This window comes from Pseudomonas sp. R151218B TE3479 (assembly GCF_053629195.1).
On the sequence record NZ_JBRJHV010000001.1, the window covers coordinates 2,214,773 to 2,239,423 of the forward strand.

24 protein-coding genes are annotated in these 24,651 nt (G+C 62.1%); 17 read left to right on the forward strand and 7 right to left on the reverse strand.

The features are described 5' to 3' along the window. Positions 1-177 precede the first annotated feature (177 nt). From prfB to AB7M32_RS09835, 7 genes are all read left to right on the forward strand, one after another. Positions 178-1,273, forward strand: a protein-coding gene (gene prfB, locus AB7M32_RS09805) for a peptide chain release factor 2 (protein ID WP_095963568.1) whose coding sequence is annotated in 2 segments (ribosomal slippage) — positions 178-249 and positions 251-1,273 — 1,095 coding nt in all. Because the reading frame shifts where the segments join, the coding sequence is not laid out codon by codon here. A gap of 108 nt (positions 1,274-1,381) precedes the next feature. Next, positions 1,382-2,884: a lysine--tRNA ligase gene (gene lysS / locus AB7M32_RS09810; protein WP_072408212.1), complete on the forward strand. Its 1,503-nt coding sequence runs from the start codon at positions 1,382-1,384 to the stop codon at positions 2,882-2,884. Between the two features lie 101 nt (positions 2,885-2,985). Then, complete coding sequence (locus tag AB7M32_RS09815) at positions 2,986-3,702, forward strand: TetR/AcrR family transcriptional regulator (RefSeq protein WP_072408214.1); 717 nt, start codon at positions 2,986-2,988, stop codon at positions 3,700-3,702. Between the two features lie 74 nt (positions 3,703-3,776). Beyond that, positions 3,777-4,331, forward strand: coding sequence for a hypothetical protein (locus AB7M32_RS09820; RefSeq protein WP_454249782.1), 555 nt, complete (start codon positions 3,777-3,779; stop codon positions 4,329-4,331). Positions 4,332-4,367: 36 nt separating this feature from the next. Then, entirely contained in the window at positions 4,368-5,645 is a 1,278-nt protein-coding gene (locus AB7M32_RS09825) for a flavohemoglobin expression-modulating QEGLA motif protein (RefSeq protein ID WP_053118756.1), read from the forward strand. Positions 5,646-5,794: 149 nt separating this feature from the next. Continuing rightward, positions 5,795-6,700 (forward strand): alpha/beta hydrolase, encoded by a 906-nt coding sequence (locus AB7M32_RS09830; protein ID WP_454249783.1) that lies wholly within the window; start codon positions 5,795-5,797, stop codon positions 6,698-6,700. Next, on the forward strand, positions 6,697-7,026 hold the full coding sequence (locus tag AB7M32_RS09835; RefSeq protein WP_454249784.1) for a hypothetical protein: 330 nt from the start codon (positions 6,697-6,699) through the stop codon (positions 7,024-7,026). Before AB7M32_RS09830 ends, AB7M32_RS09835 begins: the two co-directional genes overlap by 4 nt. 190 nt (positions 7,027-7,216) lie before the next feature. Here AB7M32_RS09835 and AB7M32_RS09840 read toward each other — a convergent pair whose 3' ends face one another. From AB7M32_RS09840 to AB7M32_RS09850, 3 genes are all read right to left on the reverse strand, one after another. Continuing rightward, positions 7,217-8,005 (reverse strand): OmpA family protein, encoded by a 789-nt coding sequence (locus AB7M32_RS09840; protein WP_454252119.1) that lies wholly within the window; start codon positions 8,003-8,005, stop codon positions 7,217-7,219. A 51-nt stretch (positions 8,006-8,056) separates the two neighbouring features. Beyond that, positions 8,057-8,470 carry a DUF4398 domain-containing protein gene (locus AB7M32_RS09845; protein ID WP_003198164.1) on the reverse strand — a complete coding sequence of 138 codons (414 nt, stop codon included), beginning with the start codon at positions 8,468-8,470 and terminating at the stop codon, positions 8,057-8,059. Positions 8,471-8,857: 387 nt separating this feature from the next. Beyond that, a complete protein-coding gene (locus AB7M32_RS09850) occupies positions 8,858-9,202 on the reverse strand; it encodes a hypothetical protein (protein WP_025212083.1) in 345 nt (114 codons plus the stop codon). A 180-nt stretch (positions 9,203-9,382) separates the two neighbouring features. Between AB7M32_RS09850 and ppc the strand changes: the two genes are divergently transcribed. The 7 genes from ppc to AB7M32_RS09885 all read left to right on the forward strand — a co-directional run bounded on the left by ppc (position 9,383) and on the right by AB7M32_RS09885 (position 16,816). Then, positions 9,383-12,013, forward strand: coding sequence for a phosphoenolpyruvate carboxylase (ppc, locus tag AB7M32_RS09855; protein WP_072408224.1), 2,631 nt, complete (start codon positions 9,383-9,385; stop codon positions 12,011-12,013). Positions 12,014-12,304: 291 nt separating this feature from the next. Next, positions 12,305-12,952 carry an adenylate kinase gene (gene adk / locus AB7M32_RS09860; RefSeq protein WP_072408226.1) on the forward strand — a complete coding sequence of 216 codons (648 nt, stop codon included), beginning with the start codon at positions 12,305-12,307 and terminating at the stop codon, positions 12,950-12,952. Positions 12,953-13,046: 94 nt separating this feature from the next. Continuing rightward, the gene (gene tsaB / locus AB7M32_RS09865) at positions 13,047-13,724 is read left to right on the forward strand and encodes a tRNA (adenosine(37)-N6)-threonylcarbamoyltransferase complex dimerization subunit type 1 TsaB (protein WP_454249785.1); all 678 of its coding nucleotides are present in this window, start codon (positions 13,047-13,049) and stop codon (positions 13,722-13,724) included. 353 nt (positions 13,725-14,077) lie between these two features. After that, complete coding sequence (locus AB7M32_RS09870) at positions 14,078-14,386, forward strand: hypothetical protein (RefSeq protein WP_454249786.1); 309 nt, start codon at positions 14,078-14,080, stop codon at positions 14,384-14,386. Further along, positions 14,386-15,246 carry a DUF72 domain-containing protein gene (locus AB7M32_RS09875; RefSeq protein ID WP_454249787.1) on the forward strand — a complete coding sequence of 287 codons (861 nt, stop codon included), beginning with the start codon at positions 14,386-14,388 and terminating at the stop codon, positions 15,244-15,246. The genes AB7M32_RS09870 and AB7M32_RS09875 overlap by 1 nt, the downstream gene beginning before the upstream one ends. 33 nt (positions 15,247-15,279) lie before the next feature. Next, entirely contained in the window at positions 15,280-16,101 is an 822-nt protein-coding gene (locus tag AB7M32_RS09880) for an isocitrate lyase/PEP mutase family protein (protein WP_092330731.1), read from the forward strand. Positions 16,102-16,117: 16 nt separating this feature from the next. After that, positions 16,118-16,816 carry an extensin-like domain-containing protein gene (locus AB7M32_RS09885; RefSeq protein WP_454249788.1) on the forward strand — a complete coding sequence of 233 codons (699 nt, stop codon included), beginning with the start codon at positions 16,118-16,120 and terminating at the stop codon, positions 16,814-16,816. 1 nt (position 16,817) lies between these two features. Here the strand turns inward: AB7M32_RS09885 and AB7M32_RS09890 are convergent, their stop codons facing one another. Continuing rightward, entirely contained in the window at positions 16,818-17,438 is a 621-nt protein-coding gene (locus tag AB7M32_RS09890; RefSeq protein WP_454249789.1) for an energy transducer TonB, read from the reverse strand. 91 nt (positions 17,439-17,529) lie between these two features. Here AB7M32_RS09890 and AB7M32_RS09895 point away from each other — a divergent pair, with 91 nt between their 5' ends. Then, on the forward strand, positions 17,530-18,312 hold the full coding sequence (locus AB7M32_RS09895; protein ID WP_092253813.1) for a class I SAM-dependent methyltransferase: 783 nt from the start codon (positions 17,530-17,532) through the stop codon (positions 18,310-18,312). A gap of 123 nt (positions 18,313-18,435) precedes the next feature. Here the strand turns inward: AB7M32_RS09895 and AB7M32_RS09900 are convergent, their stop codons facing one another. Continuing rightward, positions 18,436-19,071, reverse strand: coding sequence for a TetR/AcrR family transcriptional regulator (locus AB7M32_RS09900; RefSeq protein WP_454249790.1), 636 nt, complete (start codon positions 19,069-19,071; stop codon positions 18,436-18,438). 94 nt (positions 19,072-19,165) lie between these two features. Here AB7M32_RS09900 and AB7M32_RS09905 point away from each other — a divergent pair, with 94 nt between their 5' ends. Then, complete coding sequence (locus AB7M32_RS09905; protein ID WP_454249791.1) at positions 19,166-20,266, forward strand: efflux RND transporter periplasmic adaptor subunit; 1,101 nt, start codon at positions 19,166-19,168, stop codon at positions 20,264-20,266. Positions 20,267-20,272: 6 nt separating this feature from the next. Next, the gene (locus AB7M32_RS09910; protein ID WP_454249792.1) at positions 20,273-23,338 is read left to right on the forward strand and encodes an efflux RND transporter permease subunit; all 3,066 of its coding nucleotides are present in this window, start codon (positions 20,273-20,275) and stop codon (positions 23,336-23,338) included. A gap of 135 nt (positions 23,339-23,473) precedes the next feature. On the opposite strand, the gene AB7M32_RS09915 is transcribed toward AB7M32_RS09910, so the two are convergent. Then, on the reverse strand, positions 23,474-24,163 hold the full coding sequence (locus tag AB7M32_RS09915; protein WP_454249793.1) for a DUF4197 domain-containing protein: 690 nt from the start codon (positions 24,161-24,163) through the stop codon (positions 23,474-23,476). 33 nt (positions 24,164-24,196) lie between these two features. After that, complete coding sequence (locus tag AB7M32_RS09920) at positions 24,197-24,592, reverse strand: YbaY family lipoprotein (protein ID WP_060739014.1); 396 nt, start codon at positions 24,590-24,592, stop codon at positions 24,197-24,199. Between the last annotated feature and the right edge of the window lie 59 nt (positions 24,593-24,651).

The following is a 24,651-nucleotide window of genomic DNA, read 5'->3' on the forward strand; positions in this document are numbered from 1 at the left end:
AGTCGCTCCTTTTGGGGCTGCTGCGCAACCCAGCGGGAGCAAGCTCCCTCGCCACGGGGCCGGTGTTCAGCCATATCCCTGAGTTTCATGCCTAAAGCCGCCAGGCGGGCTGCCGCTGGCGCTTGATTACGTTATACTCGCCGGCTTTCAAAAGTTCGCCAACGAGTGCTGCCCGCCATGGAAATCAACCCGATCCTTAACACCATCAAGGACCTGTCCGAGCGCTCCGAAACTATTCGGGGGTATCTTTGACTACGATCAAAAGCATGAGCGCCTGACCGAAGTCAATCGCGAGCTTGAAGATCCGAATGTCTGGAACAACCCTTCGTACGCCCAGGAGCTGGGCCGCGAGCGTTCTGCGCTGGCGCAGATCGTCGAGACCCTGGACGAGTTGTCCAGCGGTCTGGCCGATTGCCGCGACCTGCTGGACATGGCTGTCGAAGAGAACGATGAAGGCGCAGTCGGCGATGTCGTCGCCGAGCTGACACGCCTCGACGAGAACCTCGCCAAGCTGGAATTCCGTCGCATGTTCAGCGGCGAGATGGACATGAACAACGCCTACCTGGACATCCAGGCCGGTTCCGGCGGCACCGAGGCCCAGGACTGGGCCAACATCCTGCTGCGCATGTACCTGCGCTGGGCTGACAAGCGCGGTTTCGACGCCACCATCATGGAACTGTCGGCCGGTGAAGTCGCCGGGATCAAGGGCGCCACCGTGCACATCAAGGGCGAATACGCCTTTGGCTGGCTGCGGACCGAGATCGGCGTGCACCGCCTGGTGCGCAAGAGCCCGTTCGACTCCGGCAACCGTCGCCACACCTCGTTCTCGGCCGTGTTCGTTTCGCCGGAAATCGACGACAACATCGAGATCGAGATCAACCCGGCGGACCTGCGCATCGACACCTACCGTTCCTCCGGGGCCGGTGGTCAGCACGTCAACACCACCGACTCGGCGGTACGGATTACCCACGTACCGACCAACACCGTGGTCAGCTGCCAGAACGAGCGCTCCCAGCACGCCAACAAAGACACCGCGATGAAGATGCTGCGGGCCCGCCTGTACGAGCAGGAAGTGCAGAAACGCAACGCGGCGTCCCAGGCGCTGGAGGACACCAAGTCGGACATCGGCTGGGGTCACCAGATCCGTTCGTACGTGCTCGACGCCTCGCGGATCAAGGACCTGCGTACCAGCATCGAACGCAGCGATTGCGACAAGGTGCTCGACGGCGATATCGATGAATACCTGATCGCCAGCCTCAAACAAGGGCTGTAACGCGACACCCATGCGGCGGGCGAGCACGCTTCCATCAAGAAGCGCGGCTCGCCCGCAAACTCCGGCCCGGGCCGGGGGCAACGAACCTGTGATGGAATCCTTAAAGACATGAGCGACCTAGAACTCGACCCGCAAGCCCTGCAACAGGAAGAAAACTCCCTGATCGCCCTGCGCAAGGAAAAGCTTGCTGCCGAGCGCGCCAAGGGCCAGGCCTTCCCCAACGACTTCCGCCGCGACGCCTACTGCGACGTCTTGCAGAAGCAGTATGCGGACAAGACCAAGGAAGAGCTGGCCGAGGCGGCGATTCCAGTCAAGGTGGCCGGTCGTATCATGCTCAATCGTGGTTCGTTCATGGTGATCCAGGACATGACCGGGCGCATCCAGGTCTACGTCAACCGCAAGACCCTGTCGGAAGAAACCCTGGCGGCCGTCAAGACCTGGGACCTGGGCGACATCATTGCCGCCGAAGGCACCCTGGCCCGTTCCGGCAAGGGCGACCTGTACGTCGAGATGACCAGCGTGCGCCTGCTGACCAAGTCCCTGCGCCCGCTCCCGGACAAGCACCACGGCCTGACCGACACCGAGCAGCGCTATCGCCAGCGCTACGTCGACCTGATCGTCAACGAAGAGGTGCGCCAGACCTTCCGTGTACGTTCGCAAGTCATCGCTCACATCCGCAGCTTCCTGATGAAGCGCGACTTCCTGGAAGTCGAGACGCCGATGCTGCAGACCATCCCTGGCGGTGCGGCGGCCAAGCCGTTCGAAACCCACCACAATGCCCTGGACATGGAAATGTTCCTGCGCATCGCGCCGGAGCTGTACCTCAAGCGGCTGGTGGTCGGTGGCTTCGAGAAAGTCTTCGAGATCAACCGCAACTTCCGTAACGAAGGCGTTTCGACCCGGCACAACCCCGAGTTCACCATGCTCGAGTTCTACCAGGCCTACGCCGACTACGAAGACAACATGGACCTGACCGAGGAGCTGTTCCGCGAGCTGGCGCAGCTTGTTCTCGGGACTACCGACGTGCCTTACGGCGACAAGGTGTTCCACTTCGGCGAGCCGTTCGTGCGCCTGTCGGTGTTCGACTCGATCCTCAAGTACAACCCTGAGATCACCGCCGCCGACCTGCAGGACATCGACAAGGCCCGCGCCATCGCCAAGAAGGCCGGCGCCAAGGTGCTGGGCTTCGAAGGCCTGGGCAAACTGCAAGTGATGATTTTCGAAGAACTGGTCGAGCACAAGCTGGAACAGCCGCACTTCATCACCCAGTACCCGTTCGAAGTCTCGCCGCTGGCCCGTCGCAACGACGAGAACCCAAGCGTGACCGACCGTTTCGAGCTGTTCATCGGTGGGCGTGAAATCGCCAACGCCTATTCCGAGCTCAACGATGCCGAAGACCAGGCCGAGCGTTTCATGGCCCAGGTGGCCGACAAGGACGCCGGCGACGACGAAGCCATGCACTACGATGCCGACTTCGTGCGGGCCCTGGAGTACGGCATGCCGCCGACCGCCGGCGAAGGCATCGGCATCGATCGCCTGGTGATGTTGTTGACCAACTCACCGTCGATCCGGGATGTCATTCTCTTCCCGCACATGCGGCCTCAAGCGTAAGTGCTTCAATTAAAAAGCCGCCTCGATGGGCGGCTTTTTATTGCCTGTCTGGTACAAACGTATCAATTGGTTAGTTTTTCAAAGAGCGAGGAAGACCTGTCGTGAATCGTGCAATGGCTTCAGAAGGTGCAGCGGGCGTCGCCACGGCTGTCGCTGAAAGTGTTCAGTACCAGGGCCGCAAGGCCAGCCGACAGGGCAGTGAGCAGCGTCGCCAGGAGATTCTCGATGCGGCCATGCGCATTGTCGTGCGCGATGGCGTGCGCGCGGTGCGTCATCGCGCGGTGGCCGCCGAAGCGGGCGTGCCGCTGTCGGCCACCACGTATTATTTCAAAGACATCGATGACCTGCTCACCGACACTTTCGCCCAATACGTGGAACGCAGCGCAGCGTTCATGGCCAAGTTGTGGGCCAACAACGAGGGCCTGCTGCGGGAAATGGTTGCCTATGGTGACGGCAGCGCTCAGTCGCGTTCGCAACTGGCGGATGACATTGCCCGGATGACCGCCGATTACGTACGCCATCAGCTGGACAGTCGTCGTGAGTACCTGATGGCCGAGCAGGCCTTTCGCCAGGAAGCCCTGCTCAACCCGCGCCTGGCGGAGTTGGTGCGCTCCCACCAGCAGATTTTGCTGCACGGCACGTGTCAGTTTTTCCAGGTATTAGGCTCCCGCGAGCCGCAACAGGATGCCAAAGTGTTGACGGCGATTATCGGACGGATGGAATATCAGGGCTTGCTCAATGGCGCCGAGCCGGTAGCCGATGAAGACATGCTCGGCATCCTGACCCGCTACATGCACCTGGTACTGGCGTCGGTGTGACCCTTTTTGGGTTACAGCAGCCCCTTGTGGCGAGGGGATAAATCCTCTCGCCACAGATGCCATAGGGAGTTCAAATGAAAGCCTGGCGTGCCGTTGTACTGGCCGTGTCGTTGCTGCTGCTCAGTGGCTGCCTGGTGTCGTTCAAGGCGCCGTTGCCTGACAGCGAAGCCGCGCCCGCGGGCCTGCTCGGCCACTGGACCAGCACCAATGCCTGGGGCGAACCGTTGAACCTGGAGCTGACGCAGGTCGGCAAGCACCGCTACCAGGCCATCAGCTACTTCAGGGCCAGGCCCCATGAGCGCGAAGCCATTCCCCTGACCGTGTCCCGTCACGGCAGCCGGTGGTACCTGTCGGCCAAGGTGCCGGCCCGCTATGGCGGACATTTCCTGATCGCCGGTTTCGAATTGACCGATAAACAGGAGTTGGTGATCTACAACCTGGACCTGGAGCAGATCAACCAGGCCATCGGCCAGAAGCTCCTCAGCGGCCAGCCGAACCAGAGCGAGGAGGGTGAAGGGGTGTTGGTGGACAGCGACATGAACAAGGTTTTCAGCTACCTCGACGATCCGGCCAATTCCGATGTGTTCTCGGAAGCCGTGCGTTACCAGCGACTGGTCAAATCCCAATAATTGCTACAAGCGGACGTTTTTTCACAGGAGTTCCGGGTGGACGATTACCAGCAGACGATACGCACCTTGTCCGATCGCATTGTGCTGGCGCAAACGCCGATTCGCATCCTCGATGCGGTGAAGTGGGACGAGAATATCCGCAAGGGGTTTCTCAAGGCCAAAGGCAAGGAAATGCCCGCGGTGGATCGCGACTATTACCTCAACCGACCACTGTCCTTCGATTCCAGCAAAGTGAAGCTGGAGTTCCAGAACATCGAGCGTGACATCACCCGTCAACTGGGGCAGTTCAACCCGGTTGGCCAGATCATGCGCCGCATGTGCAAGGAATACCGCATGGTGGTGCGCATGCTCGAAGCCCGTGGCACCGAGGATTTCGGGCTGATCTCTCAGGAACTCTATGGCGCCGCCTCCGATGCCTTCCACGCCGGCGATCCGACCCTGGCCGACCTGGGCCTGATGCTTTCCGATTACCTGAATAACATCGATGGCCGTGGCGACCTCAAGGACGAGCCGAAAGTCCTCAGCGCCAAGGAAGCCGTCAACCTGTTGCAGCACCGCCTCAACCGGGTGTTCGGCGAAGCCGAGGAAACCATCCGGGTGTTCGAGTCCGATGGCATCGTGGCCGACGCGGCGGCGGGCGCGGACTACATCAAGATCCGCACCGATGCGATGTTCAACGAGCGCGATGTGCGGGCGCTGGAGGTCCATGAAGGGCTGGTGCACGTCGGCACCACCCTCAACGGCCTGAACCAGCCGATCTGCACCTTCCTGTCCAAGGGCCCGCCCTCGTCCACGGTAACCCAGGAAGGCCTGGCGATCCTGATGGAAATCATCACCTTCGCCTCCTACCCCAGTCGCCTGCGCAAGCTCACCAACCGCACCCGGGCCATTCATATGGTGGAGGAGGGCGCCGATTTCCTGCAGGTCTTCGAATTCTTCCGCGAGCAGGGTTTTGAAATGGCCGAAAGCTATGGCAACGCCAGCCGGGTGTTCCGTGGCTCGGTGCCAACCGGCCTGCCATTTACCAAAGACTTGTCCTACCTCAAGGGCTTCATCATGGTTTACAACTACATTCAGCTGGCCGTGCGCAAAGGCAAGCTGGAGCAGGTGCCGCTGCTGTTCTGCGGCAAGACCACCCTGGAGGACATGCGCACGTTGCGCCAGTTGGTGGACGAAGGCCTGGTGGTGCCGCCCAAATACCTGCCCGAGCAGTTCCGCGACATGAATGCCCTGTCGGCCTGGATGTGTTTCTCCAACTTCCTGAACCACCTGAGCCTGGACCGGATCGAAGCGGATTATTCCAATATCCTTTGAACACAACACCCACCCCCCTGTGGGAGCGAGCTTGCTCGCGATAGCAGCAGGACAGTCAACACAGCCGTGACTGAACCGCCCCTATCGCGAGCAAGCTCGCTCCCACAAGGGGGTTATGTTTCAACCCTGATCTTGCGAGGTTTCACCGGATGCGAATCCTCGGCATCTTTTGCCTGCTGCTGGCCCTGAGCGGCTGCAGCTCACTGCTGTTCTACCCCGAACGTGGCCTGCCGTTTACCCCCGAGCGGGCCAAGCTCGAGTACCGCGACGTCACCTTGACCACCGCTGACGGCCTCAAGCTGCGGGGCTGGTGGCTGCCCGTCAAACCAGGCGTGGAGGTCAAGGGCACGGTGCTGCATTTGCACGGCAACGGCGGCAACCTGGCCTGGCACCTGGGCGGGAGCTGGTGGTTGCCGGAGCAGGGGTATCAGGTGTTGATGGTCGATTACCGGGGGTACGGCGTGTCCGAAGGCGAGCCGAGCCTGCCGGCGATTTACCAGGACATCGACGCCGCGTTCCAATGGCTCGATCAGTCGCCCGACGTCCAGGGCAAGCCGCTCGTGCTGCTCGGCCAGAGCCTGGGCGGCGCGCTGGCGGTGCATTACCTGGTGGAAAATCCCCAGCGGCAACGGCAGCTCAAGGCCCTGGTGCTCGATGGCGTGCCGGCCAGTTACCGCGACGTCGGACGTTTTGCCCTGAGCACATCGTGGCTGACCTGGCCGTTCCAGGTGCCGTTGTCCTGGCTGGTGCCGGACGGTGACAGCGCGATCAGTTCCGTGGCGCAATTGAATGGCGTACCGAAATTGATCTACCACAGCCTGGATGACCCTATCGTGCCTCTTTCCAACGGCATCCGCCTGTATCAAGCTGCGCCGCCGCCCCGGGTCTTGCAACTGACCCGCGGCGGCCATGTGCAGACGTTCGCCGACCCGGTCTGGCGCACCGTGATGCTGCGCTACCTCGACGACCCCCAGCACTTTGACGGCCTGCGCCGCTTGGGCGAGGTCCCGAACTACCCGAAATCACCCGTTGAATCTGCTGAGAGTGCGCAATGAGCGAAGAACGTAACGCCATCCCCCTGATCATCACCGGTATCTGCAGCATCATCGGCACCGTCGCGGTGCTGTGGTACTACGGTTACCTGCACTTCGCCAAGCCCGAGGACGCGTTGCTGCTCGACCAATTCACCCTGCTCAAGACCGTGCCGGGCGAGGATTACAAGATCTCCCTGGAGCCGGCTCCACAGGTGGCCCAGTGCATCGACGGCGTGCTGGTGCTGTTTGACACCCAACAGAAAGGCCTGACCGGGGTGCTGATCAACGAGAAGAAACGCGCGGTGCGCTGCATGGGCCAGGAGACGCCGCAGAAGCTTCAGCCGTAACAATTCCCTGTGGGAGCGAGCTTGCTCGCGATAGCGGTGGATCAGTCAACACCTATGTCGACTGACCTGCCGCCATCGCGAGCAAGCTCGCTCCCACAGGGGATACGACCAGCTCAACACAATGTGTGCAGCCATTAAAAAGCCCCGCCTGATTGAAGTCAGGCGGGGCTTTTTTGTTGCACTCAGCCGATCAGTTGGCGCTCATGGTCGAGCGCGGAGCCACTGGCTGGTTGTCGTTGGAGATGGTCACTTCCACGCGACGGTTCATGGCGCGGCCCGAGACGCTGGTGTTGTCGGCCACCGGGAATTCCTTGCCGTAGCCCTGAGTCACGATACGGGCTGGGTCTACGCCCATCTTCACCAGCTCGGTGCGCACGGAGCTCGCGCGGCGTTCCGACAGCGACTGGTTGTAGGAATCCGAACCGGTGCTGTCGGTATAGCCTTCGATGATCACCTTGCGGTCCGGGTTTTCCTGGAGGAACTGCGCCAGCTTGTTCACGTTCGTGATGCCGCTGGCGCGCAGGTCGGACTTGTTGGTGGCGAACAGCACGTCGCCGAAGGTCACCAGGGTGCCGCGTTCGGTCTGTTTGGCGTTCAGGCTGTCCTGCAGTTGCTTGATCTGCGCGTTGCGAGCGTCGAGCAGCGCACGGGCGCGTTCGTCGCCGGCGTTTTTCAGCTCGGCTTCGGCGTTGCGCAGGGCGATGGTCTGCTTGGCCACTTCGACGCGCTGATTGGTCAGGTAGGCCAACTGGTCGACCTTGGCTTCGTCTTCCTTATCCATGTAAGCCTTGTCGGCCTTGGCCAGGAAGTCGGCGGCGTCTTTGGTTTCCAGCGCCGCTACCTTCGTCGCGGCCGGGTCGGCCTGCAGGCCGTTGTAGTTGGTCCGCGCCTGTTCCAGGTTCGCGTTCGGGTCATGGGAGCAAGCGGCCAGGGCTACGCAGGCTGCGAGCAGGGCGGGCATCATCAAGTGTTTGTGCATCATAGTCTGTCGTCCTTTTATCAATGAGAAGTACGTCGTGGCGTGAACGGCTTACTGAACCTTGTTCATGCCTTCCTGACGCAGTTCCTGAACCCCTTTCTGAGAATCCTTGAGTGCTTGTTCGGCCTTGGCGGCCTGGGCCTTGCGCTCGGCGACGCGGGCATCCCACTCGGCCTGTTCGGCCAGTCGCTTGGCTTCGTCGTATTTCTTGTCATGCATGGCGATTTCGGCTTGCTTCAGTTTGTCCTGGGCCGATTTCATTTCCACAGCGGCGAATTCGGTGCCGCCGGCGCTGACTGCGCTGTTGACCGCCGATTGGGTCACCGCGTACTGCTCAGACGGTGGATTACCGGCGCAACCGGCGAGAATGAAGCTGCTACCGATCGCCAGGGCAGCCAGCTTCAAGCCGCGCAGGCCAGTGGATGAGGGTTTGGCAGTGCAGGTATTCATAGGCTTCAACTCCATTGGAAAACTCCTGAAAAAACGACAAATCCATGCTGGGACCGAAACCGTGACGTCTGGTTAGGCGTTGGCGCCAAGGCGCGTTTATTTAAACAACCGTTCCAGTATGGTTACTCGGTGTGACCCGAGGCGTTTTTCAAAAGTTCAGCGAGGATGGCCATTCGCCAAAAGGAATTACTGACTGATCGGTCAGCGGCAGAAAAGCTGAACTTTCAGGGCGCGCAGCGGTATTCCCGGCGTAGGGAACGTGCGTTTTTTTGGAGGGCGCGTGCGTAGGCGCTGCCGAGCGAAGCGAGGCTGCGATCTTTCCCCTGCCGCTTGAGTCTCAAACGAAAAGATCAAAAGATCGCAGCCTTCGGCAGCTCCTACAAGATTTGCGCTATAGGGAAATCAGTGTTTGGATTTGTCGTTCTGCGAGGAAAGTTCGTGCAGATGCCGACGGGACAACGCGAGAAATCGCGGGGTCGGGCCCACGTCTTCGTACAGCGGGTCACCTTCTTCGTCGGTGGCCACGACTTGTGAACCCTTGATGTAGGGGAAGCTCGCTTCCAGCTCTTCCAGCGCGGCCCCGATCAGTTCGCCCAGTAGCTCCTCGGGGTGGCGCTTGGGGTACATGTCGCAAATCGCCGCCAGGCGAGCGGCGGCTTCCACGTCCAGATGGATCGTGTAGCCGGTCTGGGTCAGGCGACCCTTGGCGTTTTCTTCCCAATGCTGGGCAAGCTCACGAATTTTCATGATGACCTCAATCAGCCTGCTCGTGGCAGTCGCGGTGAGTGACAAGCCGTTGTGTGGCTTACTCATGAGACTAGCTTTGTTGGACAAGGTTTAAAGTCCCTTCGTCGCTTGTCATAAGCGGCGGGCATCGGCACTCTCTAAGCCAAGAGCTGTCCGGATTTTTTTGCTGGAGAAATGCTGATGACCGATATCGATGCCCGCTTGCGCGAGGATGTCCACCTGCTCGGCGAACTGCTGGGCAATACCATCCGCGAACAGTACGGGGACACGTTTCTCGACAAGATCGAGCAGATCCGCAAGGGGGCCAAGGCGGACCGACGCGGCTCCGTGGACGCCGAACTCAGCGCCAGCCTCAACCAACTGAGCGAGGACGAATTGCTGCCGGTGGCGCGAGCGTTCAACCAGTTTCTCAATCTCGCCAACATTGCCGAACAGTACCAATTGATCCACCGTCGCGACGAGTCGCAACCGGCGCCCTTCGAAGCACGGGTCCTGCCCGAGCTGCTCGCCCGGTTGCGGGCCGAGGGCCATGGCGCCGAGGCGCTGGCGCGGCAGTTGGGCCGCCTGGAGATCGAACTGGTCCTCACGGCCCACCCCACGGAAGTGGCTCGCCGTACGCTGATCCAGAAATACGACGCCATCGCTGCACAACTGGCCGCCCAGGATCACCGCGACCTGACCAGCGCCGAGCGCGCGCAGATTCACGAACGGCTGCAGCGCTTGATCGCCGAAGCCTGGCACACCGAAGAGATCCGCCGCACCCGACCGACCCCGGTGGACGAAGCCAAGTGGGGTTTCGCGGTGATCGAGCATTCGCTGTGGCAGGCCATCCCCAATTACCTGCGCAAGGCCGATCAGGCCCTGCATGCCGCCACCGGCTTGCGTCTGCCGTTGGAGGCTGCGCCGATCCGCTTTGCCTCATGGATGGGCGGCGACCGTGACGGCAACCCGAATGTCACTGCCGCCGTCACCCGCGAGGTGCTGTTGCTGGCACGGTGGATGGCGGCGGACCTGTACCTGCGTGACGTTGACCAACTGGCGGCCGAGTTGTCCATGCAAAACGCCAGTGAGGCCTTGCGTGCCCAGGCCGGCGACAGCGCCGAACCGTATCGCGCCGTGCTCAAGCAACTGCGTGAACGCCTGCGCGCCACCCGCAACTGGGCCCACGCCTCCTTGAGTGCCGCCACGCCACCCGGCGCCGAGGTGTTGCAGCACAACCGCGAACTGTTGGACCCCTTGGAGCTGTGCTACCACTCCCTGCACGAGTGCGGCATGGGCGTGATTGCCGACGGGCCGTTGCTCGATTGCCTGCGCCGGGCGGTGACCTTCGGCTTGTTCCTGGTGCGCCTCGATGTGCGTCAGGACTCGACGCGTCATAGCGCCGCCATGACGGAAATCACCGACTACCTGGGCCTGGGCCGCTATGAGGATTGGAACGAGGAGCAGCGCATCAGCTTCCTGCTCGAGGAGCTGAACAACCGGCGCCCGCTGCTGCCGGCCCATTTCAAGCCGTCGGCCGACACGGCGGAAGTGTTGGCGACGTGCCGGGAAGTGGCGGCGGCACCGGCGGCGTCCCTGGGTTCCTATGTGATCTCCATGGCCGGCGCGGCTTCCGATGTCCTCGCCGTGCAGTTGTTGTTGAAGGATGCCGGCGTGTTGCGGCCGATGCGGGTGGTGCCGCTGTTCGAAACCCTGGCCGACCTGGACAACGCCGGGCCGGTGATCGAGCGGCTGTTGCTGCTGCCTGGCTATCGCTCGCGGTTGCAAGGTCCTCAGGAAGTGATGATCGGCTACTCCGACTCGGCCAAGGATGCCGGAACCACGGCGGCGGCCTGGGCACAGTATCGGGCCCAGGAGCGGCTGGTGGACATTTGCCGCGAGCAGCAAGTCGAACTGCTGTTGTTCCACGGGCGTGGCGGCACCGTGGGCCGTGGTGGCGGTCCGGCGCACGCGGCTATCCTGTCCCAGCCACCCGGTTCGGTGGCCGGGCGTTTCCGCACCACCGAGCAAGGCGAAATGATTCGTTTCAAATTCGGCCTACCGGACATCGCCGAACAGAACCTCAATCTTTACCTCGCCGCGGTGCTTGAAGCGACGTTGCTGCCACCGCCGCCACCCACGCCGCAGTGGCGGGACTTGATGGACGAACTGGCGGCCGACGGCGTCAGTGCGTATCGCGCCGTGGTGCGGGAGAACCCGCAATTCGTCGAGTACTTCCGCCAGTCCACCCCCGAGCAGGAACTCGGGCGCCTGCCCTTGGGCAGCCGTCCGGCCAAGCGTCGAGCCGGCGGCATCGAAAGCCTGCGGGCGATCCCGTGGATCTTCGGCTGGACCCAGACCCGCCTGATGCTGCCGGCCTGGCTCGGCTGGGAAACCGCACTGAGCAAGGCCCTGGAGCGCGGCGAAGGTGAGTTGCTGGGGCAGATGCGCGAGCAATGGCCGTTCTTCCGGACCCGCATCGATATGCTGGAGATGGTGCTGGCCAAGGCCGACGCCGATATCGCGCGCTCTTACGACGAGCGTTTGGTGGAACCTGGGCTGCTGCCTTTGGGTGCGCATTTACGCGACCTATTGTCGCAGGCCTGCTCGGTGGTCCTTGGCTTGACCGGTCAGTCGCAGCTACTGGCACATAGCCCAGCCACGCTGGAATTCATTCGCCTGCGCAACACCTACCTCGACCCGTTGCACCTGTTGCAGGCCGAACTGTTGGCGCGCTCGCGGCAGCAGGATGTCGCCCAGGGCAGCCCCGTGGAACAGGCGTTGCTGGTGTCTGTGGCGGGGATTGCCGCCGGTTTGCGTAATACCGGCTAACATCAGTCAGCGCACCGAAACGGCTCGTCCGGCGTTCCCGGGCGTTGTCCGCTGGGGGAGGGAGCAGGTCGAGCAGGCGACAGTTTGTTGTTCGGTTGCGACGCTCGCCACCCCCTCCGAAGGTCGTATCGGGCGCGGGTTACTCCGACTTTCGGCGGCTTGTGTGGGTCGGGCCTGCTGTGTATCTTGATCAGCCTTTGGCCGTTTGGGCGGTCACGATCCTGTTTTTCGAAGATTGGCCCCACGAGGCGAATCCGAGCGTTTTACATAAAAAAATTGAGGAGCACATCGATGCGCGTCATTCTGCTGGGAGCTCCCGGGGCCGGTAAAGGTACTCAGGCAAAGTTCATCACCGAAAAATTCGGTATCCCGCAAATCTCCACTGGCGACATGCTGCGTGCCGCGGTCAAGGCGGGCACTCCACTGGGCGTTCAAGCCAAGAGCATCATGGATGCCGGCGGCCTGGTGTCGGATGACCTGATCATCGCCCTGGTCAAGGATCGCATCGCTCAACCCGACTGCGCCAATGGCTTCCTGTTCGATGGCTTCCCGCGCACCATTCCCCAGGCTGAAGCCCTGGTGACTGCTGGTGTCGAGCTGGATGCGGTGGTTGAAATTGCCGTCGAAGACGAGGAAATCGTCCAGCGCATTGCCGGTCGACGCGTTCACGAACCTTCCGGTCGCGTTTATCACACCGTCTACAATCCGCCGAAAACCGAAGGCAAGGACGACGTGACAGGTGAAGAGCTGGTGCAACGCAAGGACGACACAGAAGAAACCGTGCGTCATCGCCTGTCGGTCTACCATTCCCAGACCAAGCCGCTGGTGGATTTCTACCAGAAACTGTCGGCTGCCAACGGCAAGCCGAAATACAGCCACATCGAAGGTGTCGGTTCGGTCGAAGCGATCACGGCCAAGGTGCTTGCAGCCTTGAGCTGAAAAGTCTGATCAGTTGCATCAACTACGGCCCGCTTGCGGGCCGTAGTTGTTTATACTGGCGCACTTTTTTCCCACCTGATTTACGGACACATCGATGAGCACCTTGCTGGCCCTGGACACCGCGACTGAAGCTTGCTCCGTTGCCTTGCTGCACAACGGCAAGGTCACGAGCCATTACGAGGTGATCCCGCGTCTGCATGCGCAGAAACTGTTGCCGATGATCCAGCGACTGTTGAGCGACGCCGGGACGACCTTGCAGGCGGTGGACGCGATTGCCTTCGGTCGTGGGCCAGGGGCTTTTACTGGCGTGCGCATCGCCATCGGTGTGGTGCAGGGGCTGGCCTTTGCCCTGGAGCGGCCGGTGTTGCCGGTCTCGAACCTGGCGGTACTGGCCCAGCGGGCAATGCGTGAGCACGGCGTCCGCCAGGTGGCGGCGGCCATTGATGCGCGTATGGACGAGGTGTACTGGGGCTGCTACTGCGAAACCGACGGCGAGATGCGCCTGGTCGGTTCTGAGGCGGTATTGCCACCTGAGGCCGCGGCGTTGCCAAGCGGGGCTGACGGTGACTGGTTTGGCGCCGGCACAGGTTGGGGTTACGGCGAACGCATCGCTGTCAGCCTGACCGGCCAGGACGCCACCCTGCTGCCTCACGCCGAAGACCTGCTGGCCCTGGCCTGCTTCGCCTGGGCACGGGGCGAAGCCATTCCAGCCGATGATGCGCAGCCGGTGTACCTGAGGGACAAGGTGGCAACACCCAAGTCCGAGCGGTAACTCGACAGCGAAGGGTATTCAAGCGAGCACCGTTGTGGCGAGGGGATTTATCCCCGTTCGAGTGCGCAGCACTCGCTAAATAAGTGCATGGCCCAACACCGTCGGGGGGCGCTTCGCACCCCAGCGGGGATAAATCCCCTCGCCACAAAAGCATCCCCTGACACTGTCACACCCGGCACCCTCCTACCCAAAGTCATTTCCTTCCTCAAAAGTCACACCCGATATTGCCAGTCGTCACTTTTTCGCCCCGTTTTTAAACCTTTTGGATTTTATGTGTTCTAGTTATCACTTGCGCATTTGCGCGGCTGCGAAAGTGCCGCTAAATTGCCATCATTGATACCGAGCATTCTGTTATGCGTATAGACGGCTTTTCATCCCAGTCCTATCCCATCAAGCGTCGGCCTCGTGCGGGTAAAACCACTGAGCCGGAAAACTTCGATGACATCGACGGTGACCTGGAATTTCCGTCCGAGGAACAATTGGCCGCCCGCGCCGCCAAAGCTTCCGCGCAACGCCTGAGCAATCTTCCCGCCCGCCAGCAAGACATGATTTATCACCGTGCGATGAGCCGCAGCGTCGCCACGGCCCTGGCGAGCTACCTGAGCACCGCCGGTTTCGTCGATTGGGATATGGAAGTGCTGGGACTCGATCTCTACATCTGATGGTCTTGCCTTACTATCTGGGCTGTCCGTCCTGGAGCGAAAACGCCTGGCGCGATTACCTTTATCCCCAGGACGCCAAAAGCACCGACTTCCTCGATCTCTATTCCCAAGTGTTCAATGCCGTGGAAGGCAATACGACCTTCTATGCCAGCCCGTCTGCGGCCACGGTCCAGCGCTGGGCCGACATCATGCCCGAGCACTTTCGTTTCACCGCCAAGTTTCCCGGTGACATCAGCCACAATGGCGACTTGCGCGAGCGCCTGACGGCTACCGAAACCTTCCTGCAACTGCTCAGCCCCTTGGGCGAGCGCGTCGCGCCGTACTGGCTGCAACTGTCCAAGGCCTTCACTCCGAATCGGTTAGCGGAATTGGCAGGGTTCATCGACGCCTTGCAGCGCCCCTTGGCCGTGGAGGTCCGTCACGATGAATTCTTTGCCAAGGGCGACGCCGAGCGGCGGCTCAATCGTCTGTTGCTCGATCGCGGCGTCGAACGCATCTGCCTCGATCCCCGGGCCTTGTTCAGCTGCACCTCCCTTGATCCCGCCGTGCTTCACGCGCAATCGAAAAAGCCCCGCGTGCCGCCCCGGCCCGCAGCGTTCACGCAACGTCCGCAAGTGCGCTTCATCGGCCATCCAGTGCTGGAAGCCAACGAACCGTTCCTGACGCCCTGGGTGGAGAAAATCGCCGGTTGGATCGAAGAGGGACGCACGCCTTATATCTTCCTGCACACTGCCGACAACCTGCTGGCGGCCCGGCTCGCGCAACGCTTTCACGAGCGTTTGATGAGTCGATTACCTGGCTTGCCGGCCCTGCCTGCGCTATATAGAGAACCCGCCGCCGAGCAACTGGGTTTGCTCTGAGGCCCACTCCTTCTCTGCTCAGGAGCGAACTACATGGATGCGCAAACTCGTCGAGCCCAGGCGTTCAAGGCCTTGCACGAACGCGAAGGGGCCTTTGTCATTCCCAACCCGTGGGATGCCGGTTCGGCCAAGATGCTGGCCAGCCTCGGCTTTGAAGCCTTGGCCACCACCAGTGCCGGTCACGCCTTTTCCTTGGGCCGACCCGATGGCGCGCTGGGCCTGGAGGACACGTTGGCCAACGTACGGGCGATTGTGGCAGCCACTGACCTGCCGGTGGCCGTCGACCTGGAGAACGGTTTTGCCGATGCCCCCGAGGACTGTGCGCGTAACCTGCTCCGTGCGGCGCAGGCCGGTGCGGTGGGTGGTTCGATCGAGGATGCCACGGGGCGCGAAGACAGCCCGATCTATTGCTTCGACCACGCCGTGGCGCGGGTCAAGGCCGCCGCCGAGGCCGTGCGCAGCTTGCCGTATCCCTTCCTGCTGACGGCCCGGGCGGAAAACTTCCTGCACGGCAATCTGGATCTGGACGACACCCTTCGCCGCCTGAAGGCTTTCGCGGACGCGGGGGCTGACGTGCTTTACGCTCCGGGGCTGAGCAGCGCCAAGCAAGTGCTCGCGGTGGTGCAGGCCGTGGCGCCGAAACCGGTGAATGTACTGATGTCCGGGGCGCTGGACCTGACCGTCGCCCAGTTGAGCGAGTTGGGCGTCAAGCGCATCAGCGTCGGGTCAGCGCTGGCCCTGGCCGCGTATGGCGAGTTCTTCCGCGCCGCCGAGGAAATCCAGCAACAGGGCACGTTCACCTTCACGCGCCGCTCGATGCCGTTCAAGCAGGCCAACCAATTATTCAAGGGTTGATGCCCGAGGCATTGTCGTGCGGTTTTTGAAAGCTCTTGCGATCGTGGCACTGCTCGTTGGCGTCGCCGTGCTGGCGGTATGGCGCGGCTGGGTGGCACTGCCGCCCCAATGGAATCCCTGGGCGCCCTTGGACGTCAATCTCGCGCCCAACCTGCTGACCCGCTTCAAACTCATGGCCTTGCGCAACGACCCGCAGCTGTGTGACCAGGCCCTCGCCACCTCGGGGCTGCGCACCGCGCGCCAGGCCGACAGTGGCGCCAATACGTCGTGCCCGTTGACCAACGTGTTGAGGGTGCAGGGCGGTGAGGTGGCGCTGAGCAGCAGTTTCCTCGCCAGTTGCCCGCTTGCGGTGGCGTTCGCGCTGTTCGAGCGCCATGGGTTGCAGCCGGCGGCAATAGCAGCCTACGGGCAGAGAGTGACGCGGGTCGATCACCTCGGCAGTTTCGCCTGCCGCAACATGTACGGTCGCGAGAGCGGTGCGCGTAGCCAGCACGCCACCGCCAGTGCGTTGGACATCGCCGGGTTTCGCCTGGCCGATGGGCGCACGATCAGCGTGCTCAGGGACTGGCCCAAGGACAATGCCGATGCGCGCTTTCTGCGTCAGGCACGGGACGGCGCCTGCGACATGTTCAGTGTGGTCTTGAGCCCGGATTACAACGCGGCGCACCGCAACCATTTTCATCTGGACGTGGGGCCATGGTGGATCTGTCGCTGATTCAGGCGGCGATGCGCAGGTTCTGCAGCACGATCGGACGCGCCCAGCGGGTGTCGAAGTCCAGTTGCTTCTGCTGTGCTACGAGCTCTTCTTCCGGGAACGGCGGAAAGGGTTTGTCCAGCAGGTCCAGTTCGAACTCGGCGATCGGCAGGTGCAATGGGCGCGGTTGTGGTGCCGGGCCCGGCTCTGGCAGCGGTTGGCCGGCGGCGAGAACAAGTGGGCGAACCCAGTTGCTTTCGAAGGTCTGCTGTTTTTGCTGGGCGGCGATTTCTTCCGGCGGGAAGGGTGGGAAGGGCTTGTCCAGCAGGTCGAGTTCGAATTCGGCGATGGGCAGGAACAATGGTTCAGGCGGCTTGACCGGCGTTTCGGTCACTTCACAGGTACGCTGGCTAACGATGTGCGCCAGCAGCTCGGCGCCGAGGGTCGGTTCAACGGCCTCATCGAGGGGCACTGGCTGGTAGCTGCCAGGCGCCGGTGCGTTATCACCCAGTTGATCGGCCAGGGCCCGGGAAAAAAAATCCTGCCACAGGTGACTGACGCCGCTCAGCGCTTGGGTGTTACGCAGGCTGTAATCGCCGTAAGGGGAGATAACGCCTATCGATGTGGATTGAATGTCTGACATTTTTCTCGGTCGACGCTCAGCTCTGGCAAAATGCCGTTCACCGTTGTTATCGGCCGTTTTTGCCGATCCTTAATTTTTTGAGCATGTTTCCATGAGTGAGCAACCCGCGGCCTGCCGCATCCATGTCGAGGCCCTGGCCCCGGCCTTCCAACCGCAGGCCGAACACTGGGCCGAGCGGCTTGGCCTGCCTTTGCAAGTGGACGATGGCGAGTTTGCCTTGCAGGTCGGTGAGCAGGGGTTGCAATTGCAGCAGTTGGGCCCGGATGCACCAGGGCCGGTGCGCGTGGACTTCGTCGAAGGCGGTGCGGCTCACCGGCGCTTGTACGGCGGCGGCAGCGGCCAGATGATCGCCAAGGCGGTCGGCATCGCTCAGGGTGTGCGTCCGCGGGTGCTCGATGCCACGGCCGGGTTGGGCAAGGATGCGTTCGTGCTGGCCAGCCTGGGCTGCGACATGAGCCTGATCGAGCGCCAGCCGCTGATTGGCGCCTTGCTGGAGGATGGCCTGGCCCGTGGGGCCGAGGACTTCGAGGTGGCGCCGATCGTGGCGCGCATGCGTTTGCTCAAGGGCAATTCCATTGAGGTGATGCGCAACTGGGAAGGCGAACCGCCCCAGGTGATTTACCTCGACCCGATGTTCCCTCATCGTGAAAAAACCGCCCTGGTGAAGAAGGAAATGCGCCTGTTCCGCCCCCTGGTGGGCGATGACCCGGACGCCCCGGCACTGCTTGCCGCGGCCCTGGCCCTGGCGACGCACCGGGTGGTGGTCAAGCGCCCGCGCAAAGCCCCGTGCATCGAAGGGCCGAAGCCGAGCCATGGGCTCGATGGCAAATCCAGTCGCTACGACATCTACCCGAAGAAAGCGCTCAAGCCCTGAGACCGGGTCGCCTGCATCGCGAGCAAGCTCGCTCCCACATTGGATCTGTGGCTCATCAAGCCCTGTGGGAGCGAGCTTGCTCGCGATGAGGCCCTTCCAGCCAGCAAAAGGCTACCGGTCGAGCTAAGGCCTATAAGCCCGCATGAACAACCCCACCACTTCCTGCACATGAGCCTCGGCCGCTTCCGGTTTCTGGGGTTCGCCGCAGCCAGACAACAACCGGAAATTCGCCGCGCCCTTGATCAGGCAGAAAAAATGCTCGGCGGCATTGCGCGGTTTTTCGATGCTCAGGGCTCCGCTCTGGTTGACCTTGGCCAGCAGCCGCTCCATGCCTGAGAGCATCCGCTGTGGGCCTGCTTCGTAGAAGATCGTCGACAGCTTCGGGTCCTGGCTGCCCAGGGCCATGATCAGCCGATGCAGGTTCAGGGATTCGTCGCTGTTGATCAGTTGGTTGAACCCGCGGGCAATGTTCAACAACACGTGTTCGATCGGAACGCCGTCGGGCCATTCATAAAACAGCGACGGCACCTGCTCTTCGCATTTGGCGATGACGGCAGCGGAGAACAGTGTCTCCTTGTCGTTGAAATGGCTATAGACCGTCAATTTGGAAACCCCGGCCTCGGTGGCGACGGCGTCCATGCTGGTATTGGCATAACCCATGCCCAGGAACAGGCGTTTCGCCGCATCGAGAATGGCCTGGCGCTTGGCCAGGTCCTTGGGGCGACCAGGGCCGCTGGGGGGGGAAGGATTGTTCGACATTTCTTCGCTTTAATACTGGACTGGTGAGTTTGCTATTAATAACATACTCGCCAGTATAATTATTCCAAGCACCATTAGCGAAAGGTCACTCGCCATGTTCCGCTATGCCCTGCCCCTCGCCGTGCCAGTCACCCTGGTTTTTTTATTGTCTGCGTGCGGTCGTGACGAGCCGGTGCCCGTCGCCGTGCGCCCGGCCATGGTGGTCAAGCCCGAGCCGTCGGCCCAGGCGATGGACAGTTACCCTGGCGAAGTGCGGGCCCGTTTCGAGCCCGATCTGGCCTTTCGCATTGGCGGCAAGGTGAGCCGACGACTGGTGGAAGAGGGGCAGCGGGTCAAGGCCAATCAACCGTTGGCCGAGCTCGATCCCGAAGATGTACGCCTGCAACTGGAAGCGACCCGTGCCCAGGTCGCCGCCGCCGAGGCCAACCTGAACCTGGTCCGCGCCGAGCGTGACCGCTACAAAACCTTGATGGAGCGGCAAATGGTCAGCCGCTCCCAGTACGACAATGCCGAAAACCTTTATCGCTCCGGCACCGCACGGCTCAAGCAGATCAAGGCCGAGTTCGATGTCGCCAACAACCAGGCCAGCTATTCGGTGTTGCGTGCGCCCCAGGATGGCGTGGTGGCCCGGCGCTCGGTGGAAGTCGGGCAGGTGGTTTCGGCCGGGCAAACCGTCTTCACCCTGGCCACCGACGGTGAGCGCGAGGTGCTGATCAGTCTGCCGGAACAAGGGTTTGGCCGGTTCAAGATCGGCCAGCCGGTCTCGGTCGAGCTGTGGAGCCAGCCCGACCAGCGTTTCAGCGGGCGTATTCGCGAACTGTCGCCCGCGGCCGATCCCAAGTCCCGTACCTTCGCCGCCCGCGTGGCCTTTACCGCCGGCAGTGTTCCGGCCGAGTTGGGCCAGAGCGCGCGGGTGTTTATCCAGACTGCCGACAAGGTGCCGCTGTCGGTGCCCTTGTCGGCCCTGACGGCTGAGAACGGCGCGACGTATGTCTGGGTGGTCAACGCCAACAACACCTTGAAAAAAGTCCCGGTGCGGGTCGGCGCCTTCGGCGAAAAGACTGTGCCGGTGCTGGAAGGCCTGAGCCCCGACGACTGGGTGGTGGCTGCCGGCGTGCATGTGCTCCTCGACGGCCAGCAGGTGCGGCCGGTGGATCGCTCCAACCGTGTGGTCAACCTGACGGCGAAGGAGTAATCCGCGATGGGTTTCAATCTTTCCGAATGGGCGCTGCGTAACCGCCAGATCGTACTGTTCCTGATGTTGTTGCTGGCCATCGTCGGCGCGCTTTCCTACACAAAGCTCGGCCAGAGCGAAGACCCGCCGTTCACCTTCAAGGCCATGGTGATCCGGACCAACTGGCCAGGCGCCACGGCCGAGGAAGTTTCGCGGCAAGTCACCGAGCGCATCGAAAAGAAGCTGATGGAAACCGGCGACTACGAAAGGATCGTCTCGTTCTCTCGGCCGGGGGAATCCCAAGTGACGTTCATGGCCCGCGATTCCCTGCATTCGGCGCAGATTCCCGAGCTGTGGTACCAGTTGCGCAAAAAAATCGGCGATATCCGCCACACCTTGCCGCCGGGTATCCAGGGGCCGTTCTTCAACGACGAATTCGGGACCACCTTCGGCAATATCTACGCACTGACCGGCGACGGCTTCGACTATGCCGTGCTCAAGGACTACGCCGATCGCATCCAGCTCCAGTTGCAGCGGGTCAAGGACGTGGGCAAGGTCGAGCTGCTCGGGTTACAGGACGAGAAGATCTGGATCGAGTTGTCGAACGTGAAGCTGGCGACCCTCGGTCTACCCTTGGCCGCAGTCCAGCAGGCCCTTGAAGAGCAGAACACGGTTTCCACTGCGGGCTTCTTCGAGACTGGCAGCGAGCGTTTGCAACTGCGGGTTTCTGGGAATTTCCAGACGGTGGAAGAGATCCGCAACTTCCCGATCCGGGTCGGCGATCGTACGTTCCGCATCAGCGACCTGGCGGACGTGCGCCGTGGTTTCAACGACCCGCCAGCGCCACGCATGCGCTTCATGGGCGAGGACGCCATCGGCCTGGCTGTGGCGATGAAGGAAGGTGGGGATATCCTGATTCTGGGCAAGGCCCTTGAAGCCGACTTTGCCCGTATCCAGAACACCCTGCCCGCCGGCATGCAATTACGCAAGGTTTCGGACCAGCCGGCGGCGGTGAAGACCGGGGTCGGTGAGTTCGTCCAAGTGTTGGTGGAAGCGCTGACGATTGTGTTGCTGGTGAGCTTCTTCTCCCTGGGGCTGCGCACCGGGATGGTGGTGGCCCTGGCGATCCCTCTGGTACTGGCGATGACGTTCGCCGCCATGTACTACCTGGGGATCGGCCTGCACAAGATTTCCCTCGGCGCGCTGGTGTTGGCCCTGGGGCTGCTGGTGGACGATGCGATCATTGCGGTGGAGATGATGGCGATCAAGATGGAGCAGGGCTTCGACCGGATCAAGGCCGCCAGCTTCGCCTGGACCAGCACCGCATTCCCGATGCTCACCGGTACGTTGATCACGGCGGCGGGCTTCCTGCCGATCGCCACCGCGCAATCGGGCACTGGCGAATACACCCGTTCGATTTTCCAGGTGGTGACCCTGGCGTTGCTGGCGTCCTGGGTGGCCGCCGTGGTGTTCGTGCCGTACCTGGGGGAAAAGCTCCTGCCAGACTTGGCGAAAATTCATGCGGCCAAACATGGCACGACTGACGGCCAGACCGACCCTTATGGCACGCCGTTTTATCAGCGTGTCCGGCGAATGGTGGAATGGTGCGTGCGTCGGCGCAAAACCGTCATCCTGCTGACCGTGCTGTTGTTCGTCGGTTCGGTGGTGTTGTTCCGGTTCGTGCCGCAGCAGTTCTTCCCGGCATCGGGGCGGCTGGAGCTGATGGTCGACTTGAAGCTGCAGGAAGGCGCCTCCCTGAGCAACACCGCCGAGCAGGTCAAGCGCCTGGAAGCGCTGCTCAAGGACCATGCCGGTATCGACAACTACGTGGCCTACGTCGGCACCGGTTCACCGCGTTTCTATCTACCGCTGGATCAACAACTGCCGGCTTCCAGCTTTGCCCAGTTCGTGGTGCTGGCCAAGACCATCGAAGACCGCGAGCCGTTGCGCAGTTGGTTGATCGCGACCCTGAACGAGCAATTCCCGACCCTGCGCTCCCGGGTCACGCGCCTGGAAAACGGCCCGCCGGTCGGCTATCCGGTGCAGTTCCGCGTCACGGGCGAGCACATCGAAGAAGTCCGGGCCCTGGCGCGGAAAGTGGCGACGAAAGTTCGCGAAAATCCCTACGTGGTCAATGTGCACCTGGACTGGGAAGAGCCGAGCAAGGTGGTGTACCTGAACGTCGACCAGGACCGTGCCCGGGCCTTGGGTGTCAGCACGACCGACCTGGCGAGTTTCCTGCGCAGCTCCCTCACCGGCTCCAGTGTCAGCCAGTACCGGGAAGACAACGAACTGATCGAAATCCTGCTGCGCGGTGCGGTGCATGAACGCACCGAGCTGTCGCTGCTGCCGAGCCTGGCGGTGCCAACCGACAACGGCCAGAGCGTGGCCCTGTCGCAGATCGCGACGCTGGAATACGGCTTCGAAGAGGGCGTGATCTGGCACCGCAATCGCCTGCCGAGCGTGACCGTGCGGGCCGATATCTACGGCAAGGAGCAACCGGCGACCCTGGTCCAGCAGATCTTCCCGACCCTGGAGCCGATTCGTGCCGAGCTGCCGGACGGTTACCTGTTGGAGGTGGGCGGTACGGTGGAGGATTCGGCCCGCGGCCAGAAATCGGTGAATGCCGGTGTGCCGTTGTTCATCGTGGTGGTACTGACGTTGCTGATGCTGCAACTGCGCAGTTTCTCCCGCACGGCCATGGTGTTTCTCACCGCGCCCCTGGGGTTGATCGGCGTCACGCTGTTTTTGCTGGTGTTCCGCCAGCCGTTCGGCTTCGTCGCCATGCTCGGCACTATCGCGCTGTCGGGAATGATCATGCGCAACTCGGTGATCCTGGTGGATCAGATCGAACAGGACATCAAGGCTGGCCTAGCGCCCTGGCAGGCGATCATCGAAGCCACGGTGCGCCGCTTCCGCCCGATTGTGCTCACCGCACTGGCCGCGGTGCTGGCGATGATCCCACTGTCACGCAGCCTGTTCTTCGGGCCGATGGCGGTGGCAATCATGGGCGGCTTGATCGTGGCCACGGCGTTGACGCTGTTGTTCCTGCCGGCGTTGTATGCGGCGTGGTTCAGGGTCAAGAAAACCTGAACTGATCCAGCGACCAGCGCAGATCCAATGTGGGAGCGAGCTTGCTCGCGATAGCGGTGCAACACCAGCAAAGTTGTTGAAGCTGATACCGCCATCGCGAACAAGCTCGCTCCCACAGTTGTTTTGGGCCGGGGCTCAGAGGGTGCCGAAGACTTTCTTCGCCAAACTGGTCGCCGCAGCCGCCGGGTTCTGGCGAATGGTGGCTTCCTGCTTGCCGATCATCTCGAACAATCCATCCAGCGCCTGTTCGGTCACGTAGTTCTCGATGTTGGCGCTCTTGGCATCCAGCACGCCGAGCGTCGCGGCCTGGCCGGCGAAGGCATTGTATTTCTGGGCCAGGCCGACCTTGTCGGTGGCTTGTTTGACGATGGGCAGGAACTTGGCGCGGATCTGCTCGCGGCTGCTCTTGTTCAGGTATTGCGTGGCCGAATCGTTGCCGCCGCTCAAGATGCCCTTGGCATCGCTCACGCTCATGTTCTTCACGGCATTGACCAGGATCGGCTGGGCCTGGACCACGGCGGCCTCGGCAGCCTGGTTCATGCTGGTTTCCAGTTGATCGACCTGCTCACCCATGCCGAAGGCCTTCATCTTGCTGGCGACTTTGCCCAGCTTGCCTGGCAGTTCGATTTTCACATCCGGGTTGTTGCTGAAGCCGCCGGGTGTGCCCAGTTGCTTGACCGCCACCTGTGCGCCTTGGGCCAAGGCGTCCTTGAGGCCGCCCGTGGCATCTTGTTGCGACAGGTCGCCCAGGGACAGGGCCATGGCATTGGCGCAGATCAACAGGCCCGCGCACAGGCCGGTGAAACGGAGGGTAGAGCGGAGCATGATGGCGTCCTTGAAAAAAGTTGGAAAAAGCAATCAGCGTGCGGCGTTGACGCGGATCTTCAACGGCTGCGGATCCTTGCCATCGAGTTGCACGGCGTGTTGTTCGGTGGTGATGAACATCAACTGGCCATCCACTTCGATGCGGGCGCTCACGGCATAACGATGGCCGGGCTTGACCTGGGCGGGATCATAACTGAGGTGGAACGGCAGCGGGACCTGGCCTTTGATCGGGCCGCTCTGTTCATCGAGCACCACCGCAGGAGCGTCGGCCAGGGAAACGTCCTGCAGGCTAACGCTCAAGGTAGCGTTGGGCGGCAGGGCGATGCGTTGCAGATAGAAGACTTCGCCGTCGAGGGACGCGGCGGGTGGTGTTGTCGATTGGCAAGCGGCCAGCAAGGCCATGGATGCGAGCAGAGCGAGTTTTTTCATGGGGAAGCACCTGGCTCGTTGACGCCAGCCACACACCGGCGTCAACGAGCATTTAACGG